Consider the following 15,822-nt stretch of genomic DNA (forward strand, 5'->3'; position numbering starts at 1 on the left):
TTTGAATCGGCTGTTGTGGAACGTTTTGAAGCATTGCAAACGTTTGCGCTGCGCACGATCGGCGACACTTCAGCGGGCCACTGGAGGTGGCCTGCCGAGGTTGTAGCGAATCGGAGCAGTTAGTCGTTGAGACTCACGCCGGAGAAGGCGTTACGACCAAACGGGCTGACCTGGAAGCCTTCCACCTTGGCGCTGAGCGGCTGGTTGACCGTCGAGTGCGCTATCGGAGTCATCGGCACCTGTTGCTTGATCAATTGCTGGGCCTGTTTGTAGAGCACTGTGCGCTGGTCGCGATCGGTAACGATCTTGGCGTTCTTGACCAGGGTGTCGTACTCCTTGTTGCACCACATGGAGTAGTTGTTGCCGCCGATCGCATCGCAGCTGTACAGGGTGCCGAGCCAGTTGTCCGGGTCACCGTTGTCACCGGTCCAGCCAATCAGGCTGATGTCATGCTCGCCATTTTTGGTGCGCTTGATGTACTCGCCCCATTCATAGCTGACGATCTTGACCTTGAGCCCGATCTTGCCCCAGTCCGACTGCAGCATTTCAGCCATGAGTTTGGCGTTCGGGTTGTACGGGCGCTGTACGGGCATGGCCCACAGTGTGATTTCGGTGCCTTCCTTGACGCCTGCGGCCTTCAGCAGCTCTTTGGCTTTTTCGGGGTTATAAGGTGCGTCGACAATGGTTTCGTCATAGGACCACTGCGTTGGCGGCATGGCGTTGACCGCTTTTTGCCCGGCGCCCTGGTAAACCGCCTTGAGGATGGCGTCCTTGTTGACCGCCATGTCCAGCGCCTGACGCACTTGCAACTGGTCGAAGGGCTTGTGTTGCACGTTGTAGGCGATGTAGCCCAGGTTGAACCCCGGCTTTTCGATGACTTGCAGCTTGGGGTCGGCCTTGAGGGCTGCCACGTCCGCAGGGCGCGGGCTAAGGGAAACCTGACATTCGTTTTTACGCAGTTTTTGCATGCGCGCAGACGCGTCGACGTTGATCGAGAAAATCAGGTTGTCGAGTTTGACCTGGTCCGGCTTCCAGTAATCCTTGTTGGCCGCGTAGCGAATGTTCGAGTCTTTTTGATAGCGCTGAAATACGTACGGCCCGGTGCCCACAGGTTTCTGGTTGATGTCGCTGGGCTTGCCGGTCTTGAGCAACTGGTCGGCGTATTCGGCCGACAGGATCGAGGCAAAGCTCATGGCCAGGTTCTGGATGAACGCCGCGTCCACCGAGTTGAGTTTCATGACCACGGTCATCGGGTCGGTCTTTTCGACGCTGGCGATGTTCTTGTCCAGGCTCATCCCGGTGAAATACGGGAATTCGGTCGGGTAGGCCTTACGGAAGGGATGGTCGGCGCTGAGCATGCGGTTGAAGGTGAACAGCACGTCATCGGCATTGAAATCACGGGTCGGGGTGAACCATTTGGTGGTGTGAAACTTGACCCCGTCGCGCAGATGGAAGGTGTAGGTCAGGCCGTCTTCGGAAATATCCCAGCGGGTGGCCAGCGCCGGACCGGCAGCAGTGCCGCCTTTTTCAAATTCGGCCAGGCGGTTGTAAATGGGTTCGGCCGCGTCGTTGTCGGTGGCGGTGGTGTATTGCGCAGTATCAAAACCGGCCGGGCTGCCTTCGGAGCAGAACACCAGGCTGTTGGCGGCGTTCGCGAGCGGGCTGCCGGCAAGTACGCCGGCGCTCAATAGCACAGATAAAACCAGTGGGTTGCGCATGGCGTTCCCAATCCTTTTTTTTTGTTTTTGGTCCCTGAACGCGCGCCGTGGGCTGGGCTGTTCAGTGGTTCGGTAGCATCAGCCAGAGAGCCGCACCCTGCGCAATAAACTTGCTGTACCTCGACGTTAGGACGTCGGCGTGCAGCCGTAAATGCGCCAGGCCTGACAATCACGTAGGAAACGTCTCGACGTCCTATAGCCTCTGCGTCAGTACGCAGCAGCTTCAAGATGAGGGGGATTTCCGTTGTCCTGGCAGGCAAGCGAGTGCGCCATTCAGGCCGCACTCGCCAGTGCTTTTATTTGCTGATGCCTACGCCGTAGAAGGACGTCAGGCCAAGGGGGCTGATTTTGAAATCCTGGACGGTGCTGCGCATCGGTTGATACACCGTCGAGTGGGCGATAGGTGTCATCGGAACCTGCTCTTTGAGAAGGTGTTGCGCCTGTTTGTACAGCTTGGTGCGCTCAGCCACGTCGGTAGTGGCCTTGGCAGTCTTGATCAGCTTGTCGAACTCTGGATTGCACCACTTGGAGAAGTTGTTGCCTTCAATGGCATCGCAACCGAACAGCGTACCGAGCCAGTTGTCCGGGTCACCGTTGTCGCCGCTCCAGCCAATCAGCATCGCACCGTTTTCACCGCCCTTGGAACGCTTGATGTACTCGCCCCATTCGTAGGTCATGATCTTGGCCTTGATGCCAATCTTGCTCCAGTCCGACTGCAGCATTTCAGCCATCAGCTTGGCGTTGGGGTTGTAGGGGCGTTGAACCGGCATGGCCCACAGGGTGATTTCGGTGCCCTCCTTGATGCCGGCTTCCTTGAGCAGCTCTTTGGCTTTCTCAGGGTTGTAGGGCGCGTCCTTGATCGTGTCGTCATAAGACCACTGGGTGGGCGGCATTCCGTTAACCGCCAATTGCCCCGCCCCCTGATATACCGAATCAATGATTTGCTGTTTGTTTACCGCCATGTCCAGTGCCTGTCGCACCTTGAGCAGGGCCATCGGGTTGGGTTCGTTGCTGCCCTTGATCTTGTCCATGACGTTGTAAGCGATATAGCCGACGTTGAACCCAGGCTTTTCGGGCATCTGCAGGTCTTTGTCGGCTTTAAGTGCCGCGAGGTCAGCCGGGCGCGGGTAAATGGTGACCTGGCATTCGTTCTTTTTCAGCTTCTGGATGCGCACTGACGGGTCAGTGGTGATGGCGAAGATCAGGTTGTCGATTTTGACGTCTTCAGGCTTCCAGTAATCCTTGTTGCCGGTGTAGCGGATGTTGGAGTCTTTCTGGTAGCTCTTGAATACAAAAGGCCCGGTGCCGATCGGCTTTTGATTGATATCGGAAGGCTTGCCTTCCTTGAGCAGTTTGTCGGCGTACTCGGCAGAGCCTATGGATGCAAAGTGCATCGCCATGTTCTGGATAAACGCAGCATCAACCGTGTTCAGCGTGAACTTGACGGTCTTGTCATCGATTTTTTCCACCTTGGCGATGTTTTTATCCATGCCCATGTCGGTGAAATAAGGGAATTCGGTGGGGTAGGCCTTACGGAACGGCATGTCTTTATCGAGCATGCGGTTGAAGGTGAAGAGCACGTCATCGGCGTTGAAATCGCGCGTAGGCTTGAAATAAGGGGTGGTGTGAAACTTGACCCCATCGCGCAGGTGGAAGGTGTAGGTCAGGTTGTCCGGCGAAATGTCCCAGCTGGTGGCCAGACCGGGCTCAACGTTGGTGCCTCCACGTTCGAACTGGCTCAGGCGGTTATAGATGGTTTCTGCTGATGCATCGAAGTCAGTACCAGTGGTGTACTGACCCGGGTCAAAACCGGCCGGGCTGCCTTCGGAGCAAAACACCAGATTGGTCGCCGCCTGGGCGAAAGGTGCACTGGCGAGCAGGCTGGCGCCCACTAGAAACGGAATGACCGCGTGTTTGAACATGGTGACCTCATGATTTTTGTCATTTTTGGTTTGAGGGCGACCTTGTGAGTCGACCCGGCGATACTTATGCACAGCCCATACCCAATGCAATATGCGTAGGCCAACGAACTGATAAAACGTGGAACGATCGTACAAGAATGTCGCTTATGTATAACTTCTGGCGCATTTGATCGTTTGCGTGGCGTTTTTCGACTCATTTAGTTACACGTATGCGACATTTCGGGTGCTGCTCTGCACTGGTATGGAGCGGGCTGTTACTTATCTGGATTTCAGTCGGGAAAAGATGTCAGCCAGTGCTGATTGGGGATGTAGGATTTATCCGATTGTTCATCCGTATGTTCCGGGTGCGGCTCCTGAAAACGCAAAAGCCCTTGCGGCGTGAGCACGGCAAGGGCTTTTGGTGTTGCGTCGGGGGCTTATTGCATCTGGACTTCAATCACGCCATCGGCGCTCATGCTGACTTCGCTGGTGCCGGCTTCGACATCGGGAGTCGGTGCGGCGTCCATCGCCGGTGCGGCGGCTTTCATCATCATCGCGCTGCGCATGTAGGGTTGCGGATAACCGTTGGTGTTGAGGTTCAGGTTGACGATCTTGTAACCCTTGCCGCCCAGTGCGTCGGTGGCCAGTTGAGCACGGGCCTTGAATGCGTTGACGGCATCCTTGAGCAATGCGTCTTCACTGGTTTTGCGGGTGGCGTTGGCGACGGTGAACTGCATGTTGCCCATTTTCAGGGTTTGCATCAGATCGCCGGTGAGCTTGGACAGTACGGCAAAATCTGTACTCTCCAGGCGTAGCTCGGCGCGCTCGCGCCAGCCGGTGATCTTCTGGGTCTTGTTGTCATAGATGGGGTAGCTGCTGCGATTGCCCTGGCGCAGGGTCACGGCCTTGACTTGCTTGGCCTCGCCAATGGCCTTGTTCATCGCGGTGGTGATTTCTGCGGCCAGCTTGGCCGAGTCGGTGTTCTGGGCTTCGGTGTACAGGGTCACGATCATCAAGTCGCGCGGCACTTCCTGACTGGCTTCGGCACGCAAGGAAACCTGATTGTAATGAACCTCTTCAGCCAGGGCTGGCAAGCTGGCAAGTGCGCCGAGGCTCAGGGTCAAAAGGGCAGCGGTGGGCTGGAAAGTAGACATAAAGGCTCCTGGGGTGGGGAACGCAGTCCAGTCGTGCCAGCTGCGTCAGATCCTTAAGACTGTAGAGAGTGGCCATCAGTTCGCCCAGTTACATTTTCAATACATCTTCCAGCCGTATGCAGGAGCGAGCTTGTTCGCGAGTTCTTCGCTGCTGGATCCAGGCTCGCGAGCAAGCTCGCTCCTGCGGGTTGAGGGGCTGTTAGCCTGTTTTCTGACAAATACACTGTGGCCGTTTGCCGCACTTCTGTCTGTCAGGTCGCCTGCTTGGTTATACTCCCGACGATTCGCCTGCAGCGCTCATCAGGAGAGCTCATGCTCGCCCCCGTACAGTTATTGTCAGAAACACGCCAAAACCTCTGGCGTCTTACCCTTATCCGCACTCTGGTGCTGGCCGCGCAGGCAGGTTCCGTCGGTATTGCCTACGCATTCGATCTGCTGCCGCTGCCCTGGTTCCAGCTGAGTGTGACCCTCGGGTTTTCCATGCTGTTGTGTGCGTTTACCGCTATCCGGCTGCGTACCACATGGCCGGTGACTGAACTGGAGTACGCGTTGCAACTGGCGTGCGACCTGTTTATTCACAGTGCATTGCTGTATTTCTCGGGCGGCTCGACCAATCCGTTTGTCTCGTACTATCTGGTGCCCCTGACCATTGCCGCAGTGACGCTGCCCTGGCGTTTTTCCGTGGTGCTCTCCGGCATCGCCCTGGCGCTGTACACCCTATTGATGATGCAGTCCTACCCGCTGGATGCGGGCGCCTTCTTCCGCGAAAAGCTGCAGATCTACGGCATGTGGCTGAGCTTTGCGTTATCAGCGGCAGTGATCACTTTTTTTGCCACGAAAATGGCCCATGAGCTGCGCCGTCAGGAAGAACTGCGCGCCCTGCGCCGTGAAGAAGGTTTGCGCGACCAGCAATTGCTTGCGGTCGCCACCCAGGCGGCAGGTGCGGCCCATGAGTTGGGGACGCCCTTGTCGACCATGAGCGTGCTGATCAAAGAGATGCGCCGCGATCACCTCGATCCGGAGCTGCAGGATGATCTGAGCGTGCTGCAGGACCAGGTCAAATTATGCAAAGAGACGTTGCAGCAGTTGGTACGTGCCGCCGAAGCCAATCGCCGCCTGGCCATTGAAGAGCAGGATGTTACCGACTGGCTGAACGAAGCCTTGAATCGCTGGCACTTGATGCGACCGGAAGCGACCTATCGTTTTCAATGCCTGGGACACGCGCCGGTTCCGCGTATGGCACCGCCCCCCGATCTGACCCAGGCATTGCTCAACTTATTGAACAATGCAGCGGATGCCTGCCCTGAAGGGCTGGAGGTTTGCCTGGACTGGGATGCCGTGGATTTGACGATCAGTATTCGCGACCACGGTCCGGGTGTACCGTTGGCCATCGCCGAGCAAATCGGCAAACCTTTTTTTACCACCAAGGGCAAAGGTTTCGGCCTGGGCCTATTCTTGAGCAAAGCCAGCGTGACACGCGCCGGCGGCTCGGTAAAACTCTACAGTCACGAGGATGGCGGCACGCTCACCGAGCTGCGCCTGCCACGTGTCGCCCGAGGAAACGAAAATGAGTGAAGAAATCCAGGTCGAAGGCGAAGAGCTGCCACATTTGCTGCTGGTGGATGACGACGCCACATTTACCCGCGTCATGGCACGGGCCATGGGCCGCCGCGGATTTCGCGTCAGCACCGCGGGGTCGGCTGAAGAAGGCCTGATCCTGGCACAGCAGGACCTGCCTGATTATGCTGCGCTGGATCTGAAAATGGAGGGTGACTCTGGGTTGGTATTGCTGCCCAAGCTGCTCGAACTTGACCCGGAAATGCGGGTGGTGATCCTCACCGGTTATTCGAGCATCGCCACTGCTGTCGAGGCGATCAAGCGCGGCGCCTGCAATTATCTGTGCAAGCCGGCCGATGCTGACGATGTGCTGGCAGCCTTGCTCTCCCAGCATGCCGACCTCGAAACCCTGGTGCCGGACAATCCGATGTCGGTTGACCGCTTGCAGTGGGAACACATCCAGCGCGTGCTGGGTGAGCATGAAGGCAATATCTCCGCTACGGCCCGCGCCCTGGGCATGCACCGCCGCACGTTGCAGCGCAAATTGCAGAAGCGTCCGGTTCGACGCTGAACCGCAGCTGTAGCCATGGTGTTGCGGCTTGCAACCAAATGGCTGCAGCCCCTAATCTGTATCGAAACGTGTCATAGCGTTACAGGCCGGTTGTCCTGACCGGCCTGCAGAGTGCTCTTTACTCCAACCGAGGCTGAACGATGAATCAGAACGCTGAGGCTTCTGTGGTGAATGATGCTGTGCGTGGAGATTTCATACCTCGGGTCTGGGGCCTCATAACACCCTACTGGCGCAGTGAAGAGCGGGCCAAGGCCTGGCTGTTGTTGATCGCGGTGATTGCCCTGTCGTTGGTCAGCGTGGGCATCTCGGTGTGGATCAACCACTGGTACAAGGACTTCTATAACGCGCTGGAGAAAAAGGACGGCGAGGCGTTCTGGAGCCTGATCGGTTACTTCGGGATCATCGCTGCGGTGGGGATTGTCGGCGCGGTGTACCGGCTGTATCTGACCCAGATGCTGACTATCCGCTGGCGACGCTGGCTGACCGAGCAGCATTTTTCACGCTGGCTCGCCCACAAAAATTATTACCAGCTGGAGCAGGGCGGTTATACCGACAACCCTGACCAACGTATCAGTGAAGACCTCAACTCGTTCACCGACAGCACCCTGACCCTGGGTCTGGGCTTGATCCGCACCGTGGTCAGTCTGGTTTCGTTCTCGATTATTTTGTGGGGCGTTTCCGGCAGCATCGAAGTCTTCGGCATCACTATTCCCGGTTACATGTTCTGGTGTGCGTTGCTGTATGCCGCTGTCGGCAGCTGGCTGGCGCACTTGATCGGTCGACGTCTGATCGGTCTGAACAACCAACAGCAACGCTTTGAAGCTGACCTGCGTTTCTCGATGGTCCGGGTACGTGAAAACGCTGAAAGTATTGCCCTGTACAACGGCGAACCCAATGAGCATGAGCGCCTCAGCACCCGCTTCGACAAGGTCTGGAAAAACTTCTGGACCCAGATGAAGGTGCAAAAACGCCTGACGTTCTTCACCGCGGGCTACTCGCAAATCGCCATTATTTTTCCGTTTATCGTTGCGGCACCGCGCTACTTCGCCGGCAAGATCGAGCTGGGCGAGCTGATGCAAATCAACTCGGCCTTTGGCAACGTACAAGAGAACTTCAGCTGGTTTATCGATGCCTACGTCACCCTGGCCGCATGGCGCGCCACCTGCGACCGTCTGCTGAGTTTCCGGCAGGCCATGACCGACAACGAACAGCGTCCGCCGGCGATTGACCTCGAGACCCGGGGCCATGCCTTGAAGATTGATGATCTGAGCCTGGATCTGGCCGATGGCCGGCATTTGCTGCATGAGGCCAGCCTGCAAGTGGCGCCGGGGGAACGATTGATGCTCAGTGGTCGTTCCGGCAGCGGTAAAAGTACCTTGCTGCGGGCAATGGGAGGCCTCTGGCCGCAAGGCGGCGGGGCGATTCGCCTGCCAGAGGAACGCGGGCTGTTTTTGCCGCAGAAACCTTATTTGCCCATAGGCACTTTGCGTGACGCATTGAGTTATCCACAGACCGGCGACAGCTATCCGTCCGAGCGTTATGAGCAAGTGCTGCGTACCTGTCGCCTGGAGCATCTGATTCCCAAGCTGGATGAGCCCAACCACTGGCAGCGCCTGCTTTCCGGGGGCGAGCAACAGCGGCTGGCCTTTGCCCGTGTGCTGCTGTATCGCCCGCAGTGGCTGTATATGGACGAGTCAACCTCGGCGATGGATGAGGAAGATGAAGCCATGCTGTATCAAGCCCTGATTGATCAGTTGCCGGGGCTGAGCATTGTCAGTGTGGGGCATCGCAGTAGTCTGACGCGCTTCCATCCACGGCATGTGCGGATTCAGGACGGGCAGTTGATTGCCCGCTAGGGAGGCGGGCGGGAGGCTGTGAGGGTCTCCCGATGCCCGCAGCCCGCATGCTAGAGTGCGGCTCCCTGCGTTCTGGAGCCCGACATGAGTCTTTTACTTCGCTGTGCTGCTCTGAGCCTGATGCTGGCCAGCCTGCCTCTGGTGGCGGCACCCGCCGCTACACCGCCCCTGCATGGGCAGTTCTTGCCTGCCGATGATCTTCAGCTGCGGGCCGGACAGCCCGAGCAACAGCAGTTGATGCTGGTGACCTCGTATTCCGTGGTGCTGGGCAGTCAGCGCCAGTCCAATCAGCAGCCGATTCCCGTAACGTCTCCCTTGTCGGTGCGATTGAAGGGCAAGCCGATGAGTCAGGGGGCGACCGTGCGCCAGGTGCTGATATCGTTCGATGGCGAAAGCAAAAGCCTGAAAAAGCCTGTGTTTGACAGTAAAACCCGGACCTTGAGCCTTTCCTATCCGCAGTCCCAATACCGGGTGGTGATGGATCTGCTGCGCAACGACACGGTCTACTGTCAGTTTTTGACCTACGCCAATGGCCATGTTTGGGCCGACTTGCACACCGGCAGCGTGCGCGCGCGTTGAGCCTTGGGTAAACTGCGGGCCCCGTGAAGTATCAGCAGGCTGGAGTCGGACATGCGTAAAGATAAGAAACAGTTGATTGGTGACGAGATCGGCGATGAGCAGATCAAATTGTTCCTGGACTTCGAGCCCGTGGACGCCACTTCGCCGTCGCTGCACAAACTGATCAAAGCCTATCGTGGTCTGCGCATCGACGATTTCGAGCGTTTCCTGACCTTCTTCAAGGAAGCCGGGTATGACCTGGATGGCAAGGATGAACAGGGCCAGACGTTCGTCGAAATCATCAAGGATCAGCGCCACGCTGCCGATTACATCGAGCTCATCGACAACGCCCGCGGTTAACCAGACGCGCCGCTGACGAGGTACGAGGCGGCGACCAGGGTGCAGCATTGTCGAAGCAACAAAAAAGCCCGTCCCCCAAAAGGGGACGGGCTTTTTTTCAGGCGCAGAGGTTACGCGATGCTGGTGGTGGTCGGTTCAACCAGTTCCAGCAACTCGGAGTTGCGGGTGCTGACTTCACGGTACAGCTGAGCATCGGTTTCGAGGACCTTCTCCCGGGCCGGGAAAATTTCCTTGAGCTTGGTCGCCCATTCGCCAGCAGCCTTTTGAGGGAAGCAACGTTCGATCAGGTCGAGCATGATCGAGACAGTTACCGAAGCACCTGGAGACGCGCCCAGCAGAGCGGCCAGCGAGCCGTCCCTTGCTGCAACCAGTTCGGTGCCGAACTGCAGCACGCCACCTTTTTTCGGGTCTTTCTTGATGATCTGTACCCGTTGTCCGGCCACTTCAAGACGCCAGTCTTCGGCTTTGGCCTGCGGGTAGAAGCGACGCAGGGAGTCCAGGCGTTGTTCCATCGACTGACGCACTTCGCTGACCAGGTATTTGGTCAGGTCCATGTTGTCCCGTGCCACAGCGAGCATTGGCCCGATGTTGCCCGGACGAATCGACATCGGCAGATCAAGGAATGAACCGTGTTTGAGGAACTTGGTGGTGAAGCCGGCATAGGGTCCGAACAGCAACGATTTCTTGCCATCCACCACCCGGGTGTCCAGGTGCGGTACTGACATCGGTGGCGAGCCCACTGCCGCCTGGCTGTAAACCTTGGCCTGGTGCAGTTTGACCACTTCAGGGTTATCGCAACGCAACCACTGGCCACTTACCGGGAAGCCACCGTAGCCTTTGCTCTCTTCGATGCCTGAAGCCTGCAGCAACGGCAATGCCGCGCCACCAGCGCCCAGGAATACGAACTTGGCATCGATGTGCCGGGTAGTGCCGCTATTGGTGTCCTTGATGCTCACCGTCCAGCCGCTGCCGTTGCGCTTGAGGCCGGTGACCTTTTTGCTGTACTTGATCTGCGTGTCCGGTGCGCTGCCCAGGTGTTTGAGCAGTTGCTGGGTCAGGGCCCCGAAGTTGACGTCGGTACCCTGCATCACGCGGGTCGCCGAGATGGCCTGGTCCGCAGGGCGGCCCTGCATCATCAACGGCATCCATTCGGCCATTTTGCCTTTGTCTTCGGTGTATTCCATGTCTGAAAACGCGTGGTGCCGGCTCAGCACTTCAAAGCGTTTTTTCAGGAAGGACACGCCTTTTTCGCCTTCGACATAGCTCAGGTGAGGCACCGGGCTAATAAAGGATTTGCAGGAGCCGAAGGTCCCTTTTTGCGCCAGATAGGCCCAAAACTGCTTCGATACCTCGAACTGGGCATTGATATGCACAGCCTTTTTGATATCGATCGAACCATCTGCCGCCTGCGGCGTGTAGTTCAATTCACAAAGGCCAGCGTGACCGGTGCCTGCGTTGTTCCACGGGTTGGAACTTTCCGCGGCACCCGAGTCCATCTGCTCAACAACTTCCAGCTTGAGGCCGGGGTCGAGCTCTTTGAGCAGTACGGCGAGGGTGGCACTCATGATGCCCGCTCCAACCAGTACTACGTCGACTGCTTCGTTATGCGCCATTAACGCGTCTCCAAAATCTACGGCACCAAATTGACGGCATAGCTGCCAGGTCACCCGGGGCATGTTTGAGTCAGGGCCCCGGGTCACTCATGGCCAGGATCGCCATGTCCGATTATTCGCAATTTCTTGCAGCTTCAGCGCACGCTCAGACCAGGGCCTTCAGGGTTCATATGAACGCATTTCAGTACCCGTGAGGCAATTCGACTTAAGGTCTAGAGCGTCCGTTTGTGCAACCAAATCCGTAAGCGGACAGGCTTTCAGTCGTGTGCGCAGTAGCCCGCGACTGTCCTGCTTGGTGAGACTGTTTCAGACGCTAATGGTGCATGTTCAGACGCAAAACTTTTCATTTGCTCGCCACACTCTTGTGAAGTTGTGAAACCCGTTTTTTTTTCACGCTCTTTTGAAGACGTGAACCTCAAAAAAGGGCTGCCGCAAGCCTGGTACCTGACCCGTGAATGGCATGCCGCAAACGGCATAACGGGAAAAAAGCAGTGGCCTGGCCAATGGCAGCTCTGGCAGATCGAGTAAAGGCGGTGGTTTGCGCAGTGAACAGCAAGCTCGCCAGCTTCACATGATCTGTGTGGGCGACTCTCTGTGGGCGGTGCCGGGGAGCTAATACAAGCGCATTAGCGGTGCTGCGAGGCCCGATCAGGAGACGTCCTTATAATCGGGGGGAGATTGTAACGAAGAAACGCGGGCAATTGATCCTGTTAAATGACTTTTATTGGTTCGCCAGTCAAAGACCTAACAGCGGTAGCACCGCCGAACGCGTTGCACGCGAGGGGATACGGGCGCTGGCGGGTAGTACCTGGTGTAACCAGTTGAGGCGGATTTCTTCGATTTCGACCCAGGCATCGCCGACGGGCGGTTGTTTGCATTGCTTGAATGCCTGGCAGCGGCCTGCGCTGTCCAGTCGGGCGAAGCAGCGACGGGGGCGGGTAAAGCTGAGCAGCGACCATAGACTGTTCATGGGCGGGCACCTCGGGAGTCAGTAACGCAAACACTACCGGCATGAGGTGACAGCCCCATGTATCGGTCATGACAAGGGGGTGACAGCAAGCGGCTAGTTAGCAAGTGCAGTGCACCGCTATACTGGCGGCCTGTTTTACCCAGTCCTGGAGAGATGAGCATGTTGCAACGCCTGTTGTTCGGTTTGATTACTGTGACCAGTTTGACCCTGGTCGGCTGTGCCCACAGCCCGCAACAACTCAGCCCGCAACCCAAGCTGACCGCGCAACTGGCGCCAGTGGGACGTGGTCAACCGGTGGTGGTGCGTGTGGTGGACGGTCGTCCGGGGCCGACTCTGGGCACCCGTGGCGGCATGTATCCGGAGACCAGCGCGATCAGCGTCAGCAGCGCAGATCTGATCCCCAAGCTGCAAGCCCAGGCCGAAGCGGCTGTGCGTCTGTTGGGGTACACGCCGACGTCCAATGCGATGAATGCGCCAACCCTGACCGTGACCCTGGCCGAACTGAAATATCAGTCGCCCAAGGACACCATGTACGTGACCGAAGCGACCATCGGCGCAACCTTTCGCTCTGATGTGAAAAACGGCGGCCGTACCTACAGTGGCCGTTACGGCGCGTCGCTGGACCAGCGCTTTGGCATGGCACCGAACCAGGAAACCAACACCAAACTGGTGAGTGACGTACTGAGTGATGCCCTGACCCGAGTGTTTAAAGACCCGGCTATTGGTCGTTTGCTCGGCGAGTAATGCCAGTAAGACAAAAAGCCCGGACTCTGTGAGTTCGGGCTTTTTTATGGGCAAAGGTTTCAGGCGGCTTCGGCATACAGTTCAAGCCGGCTGACGCCGGTCAGCAGGTCCAGCTCGGGCAAGTCGGCATGGGTGTGGCCGCTGAGTGCGCAATAGACCAGCCAATGGTGGTCCTGGACGTTGAATGCCAGACCTTCGATCAACGCCTGCTGTTCATCGCTGGGAGTGATGAGGTAGAGGCGGTCCTGGTTTTCTGCGTGCAGCATGACAAGCTCCGTGTCGGTGTCGAGGGGTCATAGAGTGACCTCTCTACATGACGATACGGTGACAGCTGAAATTACCCTGTGCCTGCAGGCGCGAGCTCTAGAAATCTCGCGAGACCGCGCCTGCAGCAGGGAAGGGGTTACAGAGGCAGGCCGGCCTTGACCCGATACTGGTTACGCACCGGCATCGCATACTGCAACACCAGATACGGCCGGTGTTCAACAGGGCAGGCGTCCAGGCGGCGTTGCCATTCTTCCTGGGCCTTGGCCAGTTCTTCGGCAGGGAACACTTGCGCAGCCAGTGGAACCTGCAGTTGCGGGTCGGCATCACTCCATTGTGCGTACGCCAGGTAGTGCGCCGGGAACAGGCGATAGCCGCTCAGAATGTGCCGGTCCATTTCGCTGGCCAGCAATTTGCTGTCCTCGAATGGCTCGCTGACAGGTGTCGAAAAGTTAACGTGCACACGGCCCTTGTAGCCGGTAATGCCGTTGGCAATGCTGGTGTCGTCTTCGCCCGCAGCCTTGCTGTAAGTGCCCGTGGTGGCGCGTATGTACAGCTCGCGAGCCTTGGCCTGGTCACAGGGGTCGTATTCGTAGCTGATGGACACCGGAGTCAGGTTCAGTGACTGAATAACCTCGGCAAACGGCTCGTTTTTACGGCTCATATGGAACATTTTCAGAATCGCCGAATCAGTACGGTCATCACCGTCCTTGGCGCGACCTTCAGCCTGTGCAATCCAGATCGACTGGCAGTCGTTGCGAATCGAATGGTTGATATAGGCCGACAGCAACTGATACGCCGCCAGCTTTTCACGGCGGCCGGTGATCGAGCGATGCACGATGAAGCTCTTGTTGAGGCGCATCAGATCGCTGACAAAGGGTTTTTGCAGCAGGTTGTCGCCAATGGCGATCCGCGGTGTTGGCAGGCCAGCGTGATAAACCGCGTAGTTGACGAAGGCCGGGTCCATCACGATATCGCGGTGGTTGGCCAGAAACAGATAGGCATTGCCGGCCTTCAACTGCTCGACGCCGGTGTAGGTCACACCGTCGGTTGCGTTTTCGATGGTGCGGTCGACATAGACTTCGACCTTGTCCTGTAAGGTGGCGACAGAAGTAACGCTGGCGAACTCTTTACGCAGACGATGCGCTATAAGGGGTTTTAACAACCAGCCGAAAGCGCCGGCCAGGCGCGGAAAGCGAAAGTGGGTCAGGATATCTAGAAACGCCTTGTCGCCGAGCAGCCGGGCCAGCACTGCTGGGACTTCTGCGTCGTCGTAAGGTCGGATGGTATCGAATTCGCCCATCATGCTCTCTTGTTGGAAACGGCTAGGGTTAGTACACAGGGCAGGACAAAAATAATAGCCCTGCAAATAGACGGCGATTATACGCACAAGTCACTCTGGAGACCGCGATGCTTGAGACTGAACACTACGATTGCCCGTATTGCGGTGAGGTGGCTGAAGCCGTGCTCGACCTCTCGGGTGGCGATCAGACCTACGTTGAAGATTGCCCCGTGTGTTGCCGGCCGATTGTGTTCCATCTTCAAACCGACGGTCAGGAGTGGATGCTTGATGTGCGTAGCGAGAACGAGTGATCACCATGCGCCGTATCTACGAGCCCCAGAATCTGATGGAAGCCGAGCTATTGCTGGGCATGCTTGCCAGTGAAGGGGTCGAGGCCCGACTGGACGGGGCTGATCTGGTCGGGGGGACCGGCGAGTTGCCGGCGCTCGGGTTGCTGGGGTTGACGGTGGCCGATGATCAGGCGCAATACGCGCGCCAGTTGATCGATGCGTACAATGCGGCGTCACCCGTGGCGGGCGATGAGCCTGAAAGCTTCCCGGATGTACTGATCTGCTGATCAGTGAATATTTTTTGCATCTATATAGAAGAGTTGTGCTGCCCCATGTGTGGACGTTTTGCCCTGTTTCGCTGGAACCCTGCATTTGCAGCCTTGCCCGGTTTTCCGGTGGATCAGCAGGCCCAGTGGAACATTTCACCCAATGACTCGGTATTGATCCTGCGTGCCGGTGCCGAACCCGGCCAGCGTGAACTGGCGCGGGCACGCTGGGGGCTGACCCCGCCGTGGCTGACTGACCTGTCGCGCACCCCGGCCCATGCCCGGGCCGAAACCGTGGCCGAGCAACCGATGTTTCGCGATGCCCTGCGCCAGCGCCGTTGCCTGATCCCGGCCAACGGTTTTTACGAATGGCGTGGGACCACGCGTAAAAGACCCTACTGGCTGACGCCGGGTGAGGGCGCTTCGCTGTTTTTTGCCGGCATCTGGGAGGCCTATCCGGTCGAGGGGCATGTGTGGCTCAGTACTGCGGTGATTACTCAGGCCGCCGCCAGTCAGCGTCGGCCGCTGATTCTGGATGAGGCCGGGCAGCAGGCCTGGCTCGACCCTGAAACCCCGCTGCAGGACCTTCAGGCATTGCTCGCCAGCCCGCAAACGCCATTGCGCGAACGGCCGCTGGCCAATCTGGTCAATGATCCAAAACTTAATGCGCCCGAGTGTCTGACACCGGGTTGAGATACGATGCGCGCCATGTTTATGG

The 15,822-nt window shown here is 57.8% G+C and carries 16 protein-coding genes; 9 read left to right on the forward strand and 7 right to left on the reverse strand.

Translation table 11 applies throughout. The features are described from left to right. Positions 1-119 precede the first annotated feature (119 nt). The 3 genes from FEZ21_RS07270 to FEZ21_RS07280 form a co-directional block, all read right to left on the reverse strand. Positions 120-1,718: an ABC transporter substrate-binding protein gene (locus FEZ21_RS07270; RefSeq protein WP_003443782.1), complete on the reverse strand. Its 1,599-nt coding sequence runs from the start codon at positions 1,716-1,718 to the stop codon at positions 120-122. 296 nt (positions 1,719-2,014) lie between these two features. Beyond that, entirely contained in the window at positions 2,015-3,640 is a 1,626-nt protein-coding gene (locus tag FEZ21_RS07275) for an ABC transporter substrate-binding protein (RefSeq protein WP_003443773.1), read from the reverse strand. A 416-nt stretch (positions 3,641-4,056) separates the two neighbouring features. After that, the gene (locus tag FEZ21_RS07280) at positions 4,057-4,773 is read right to left on the reverse strand and encodes an SIMPL domain-containing protein (RefSeq protein WP_160626768.1); all 717 of its coding nucleotides are present in this window, start codon (positions 4,771-4,773) and stop codon (positions 4,057-4,059) included. Between the two features lie 312 nt (positions 4,774-5,085). On the opposite strand from FEZ21_RS07280, the gene FEZ21_RS07285 reads away from it, so the two are divergent. From FEZ21_RS07285 to FEZ21_RS07305, 5 genes are all read left to right on the forward strand, one after another. After that, positions 5,086-6,348, forward strand: coding sequence for an ATP-binding protein (locus FEZ21_RS07285; RefSeq protein ID WP_003443771.1), 1,263 nt, complete (start codon positions 5,086-5,088; stop codon positions 6,346-6,348). Then, entirely contained in the window at positions 6,341-6,901 is a 561-nt protein-coding gene (locus tag FEZ21_RS07290; RefSeq protein WP_003443770.1) for a response regulator transcription factor, read from the forward strand. The genes FEZ21_RS07285 and FEZ21_RS07290 overlap by 8 nt, the downstream gene beginning before the upstream one ends. 140 nt (positions 6,902-7,041) lie before the next feature. Continuing rightward, complete coding sequence (locus tag FEZ21_RS07295) at positions 7,042-8,757, forward strand: ABC transporter ATP-binding protein/permease (protein ID WP_003443768.1); 1,716 nt, start codon at positions 7,042-7,044, stop codon at positions 8,755-8,757. A gap of 84 nt (positions 8,758-8,841) precedes the next feature. Further along, entirely contained in the window at positions 8,842-9,336 is a 495-nt protein-coding gene (locus tag FEZ21_RS07300; RefSeq protein WP_003443766.1) for a hypothetical protein, read from the forward strand. A gap of 51 nt (positions 9,337-9,387) precedes the next feature. Continuing rightward, a complete protein-coding gene (locus tag FEZ21_RS07305) occupies positions 9,388-9,675 on the forward strand; it encodes a PA4642 family protein (protein WP_003443763.1) in 288 nt (95 codons plus the stop codon). A 110-nt stretch (positions 9,676-9,785) separates the two neighbouring features. Here the strand turns inward: FEZ21_RS07305 and mqo are convergent, their stop codons facing one another. Then, entirely contained in the window at positions 9,786-11,288 is a 1,503-nt protein-coding gene (gene mqo / locus FEZ21_RS07310; protein WP_003443760.1) for a malate dehydrogenase (quinone), read from the reverse strand. Between the two features lie 736 nt (positions 11,289-12,024). After that, positions 12,025-12,258: a hypothetical protein gene (locus tag FEZ21_RS07315; RefSeq protein WP_003443757.1), complete on the reverse strand. Its 234-nt coding sequence runs from the start codon at positions 12,256-12,258 to the stop codon at positions 12,025-12,027. A 159-nt stretch (positions 12,259-12,417) separates the two neighbouring features. Between FEZ21_RS07315 and FEZ21_RS07320 the strand changes: the two genes are divergently transcribed. Next, the gene (locus FEZ21_RS07320) at positions 12,418-13,002 is read left to right on the forward strand and encodes a YajG family lipoprotein (protein WP_003443754.1); all 585 of its coding nucleotides are present in this window, start codon (positions 12,418-12,420) and stop codon (positions 13,000-13,002) included. Positions 13,003-13,061: 59 nt separating this feature from the next. Here FEZ21_RS07320 and FEZ21_RS07325 read toward each other — a convergent pair whose 3' ends face one another. Together FEZ21_RS07325 and FEZ21_RS07330 are read right to left on the reverse strand one after the other, a co-directional pair. Next, positions 13,062-13,268 carry a hypothetical protein gene (locus FEZ21_RS07325; RefSeq protein WP_003443751.1) on the reverse strand — a complete coding sequence of 69 codons (207 nt, stop codon included), beginning with the start codon at positions 13,266-13,268 and terminating at the stop codon, positions 13,062-13,064. 137 nt (positions 13,269-13,405) lie between these two features. Further along, the gene (locus FEZ21_RS07330) at positions 13,406-14,569 is read right to left on the reverse strand and encodes a 1-acyl-sn-glycerol-3-phosphate acyltransferase (protein ID WP_029612200.1); all 1,164 of its coding nucleotides are present in this window, start codon (positions 14,567-14,569) and stop codon (positions 13,406-13,408) included. Positions 14,570-14,676: 107 nt separating this feature from the next. Between FEZ21_RS07330 and FEZ21_RS07335 the strand changes: the two genes are divergently transcribed. The 3 genes from FEZ21_RS07335 to FEZ21_RS07345 are packed head-to-tail and all read left to right on the forward strand — an operon-like array spanning position 14,677 to position 15,797. After that, entirely contained in the window at positions 14,677-14,859 is a 183-nt protein-coding gene (locus tag FEZ21_RS07335; RefSeq protein ID WP_003443745.1) for a CPXCG motif-containing cysteine-rich protein, read from the forward strand. Between the two features lie 5 nt (positions 14,860-14,864). Next, complete coding sequence (locus FEZ21_RS07340; protein ID WP_003443742.1) at positions 14,865-15,125, forward strand: putative signal transducing protein; 261 nt, start codon at positions 14,865-14,867, stop codon at positions 15,123-15,125. A 45-nt stretch (positions 15,126-15,170) separates the two neighbouring features. After that, on the forward strand, positions 15,171-15,797 hold the full coding sequence (locus FEZ21_RS07345; RefSeq protein WP_160626770.1) for an SOS response-associated peptidase: 627 nt from the start codon (positions 15,171-15,173) through the stop codon (positions 15,795-15,797). The last annotated feature ends 25 nt before the right edge of the window (positions 15,798-15,822 follow it).

It is taken from the genome of Pseudomonas sp. 9.1(2019), from assembly GCF_009910445.1.
GTDB lineage: Bacteria > Pseudomonadota > Gammaproteobacteria > Pseudomonadales > Pseudomonadaceae > Aquipseudomonas > Aquipseudomonas paraversuta.

Excerpts from the sequence above, each read along its gene's own strand:
- FEZ21_RS07270 (WP_003443782.1), bottom strand. The coding sequence starts at position 1,718 with ATGCGCAACCCACTGGTTTTATCTGTGCTATTGAGCGCCGGCGTACTT.
- FEZ21_RS07275 (WP_003443773.1), bottom strand. The coding sequence starts at position 3,640 with ATGTTCAAACACGCGGTCATTCCGTTTCTAGTGGGCGCCAGCCTGCTC.
- FEZ21_RS07280 (WP_160626768.1), bottom strand. The coding sequence starts at position 4,773 with ATGTCTACTTTCCAGCCCACCGCTGCCCTTTTGACCCTGAGCCTCGGC.
- FEZ21_RS07285 (WP_003443771.1), top strand. The coding sequence starts at position 5,086 with ATGCTCGCCCCCGTACAGTTATTGTCAGAAACACGCCAAAACCTCTGG.
- FEZ21_RS07290 (WP_003443770.1), top strand. The coding sequence starts at position 6,341 with ATGAGTGAAGAAATCCAGGTCGAAGGCGAAGAGCTGCCACATTTGCTG.
- FEZ21_RS07295 (WP_003443768.1), top strand. The coding sequence starts at position 7,042 with ATGAATCAGAACGCTGAGGCTTCTGTGGTGAATGATGCTGTGCGTGGA.
- FEZ21_RS07300 (WP_003443766.1), top strand. The coding sequence starts at position 8,842 with ATGAGTCTTTTACTTCGCTGTGCTGCTCTGAGCCTGATGCTGGCCAGC.
- FEZ21_RS07305 (WP_003443763.1), top strand. The coding sequence starts at position 9,388 with ATGCGTAAAGATAAGAAACAGTTGATTGGTGACGAGATCGGCGATGAG.
- mqo (WP_003443760.1), bottom strand. The coding sequence starts at position 11,288 with ATGGCGCATAACGAAGCAGTCGACGTAGTACTGGTTGGAGCGGGCATC.
- FEZ21_RS07315 (WP_003443757.1), bottom strand. The coding sequence starts at position 12,258 with ATGAACAGTCTATGGTCGCTGCTCAGCTTTACCCGCCCCCGTCGCTGC.
- FEZ21_RS07320 (WP_003443754.1), top strand. The coding sequence starts at position 12,418 with ATGTTGCAACGCCTGTTGTTCGGTTTGATTACTGTGACCAGTTTGACC.
- FEZ21_RS07325 (WP_003443751.1), bottom strand. The coding sequence starts at position 13,268 with ATGCTGCACGCAGAAAACCAGGACCGCCTCTACCTCATCACTCCCAGC.
- FEZ21_RS07330 (WP_029612200.1), bottom strand. The coding sequence starts at position 14,569 with ATGGGCGAATTCGATACCATCCGACCTTACGACGACGCAGAAGTCCCA.
- FEZ21_RS07335 (WP_003443745.1), top strand. The coding sequence starts at position 14,677 with ATGCTTGAGACTGAACACTACGATTGCCCGTATTGCGGTGAGGTGGCT.
- FEZ21_RS07340 (WP_003443742.1), top strand. The coding sequence starts at position 14,865 with ATGCGCCGTATCTACGAGCCCCAGAATCTGATGGAAGCCGAGCTATTG.
- FEZ21_RS07345 (WP_160626770.1), top strand. The coding sequence starts at position 15,171 with ATGTGTGGACGTTTTGCCCTGTTTCGCTGGAACCCTGCATTTGCAGCC.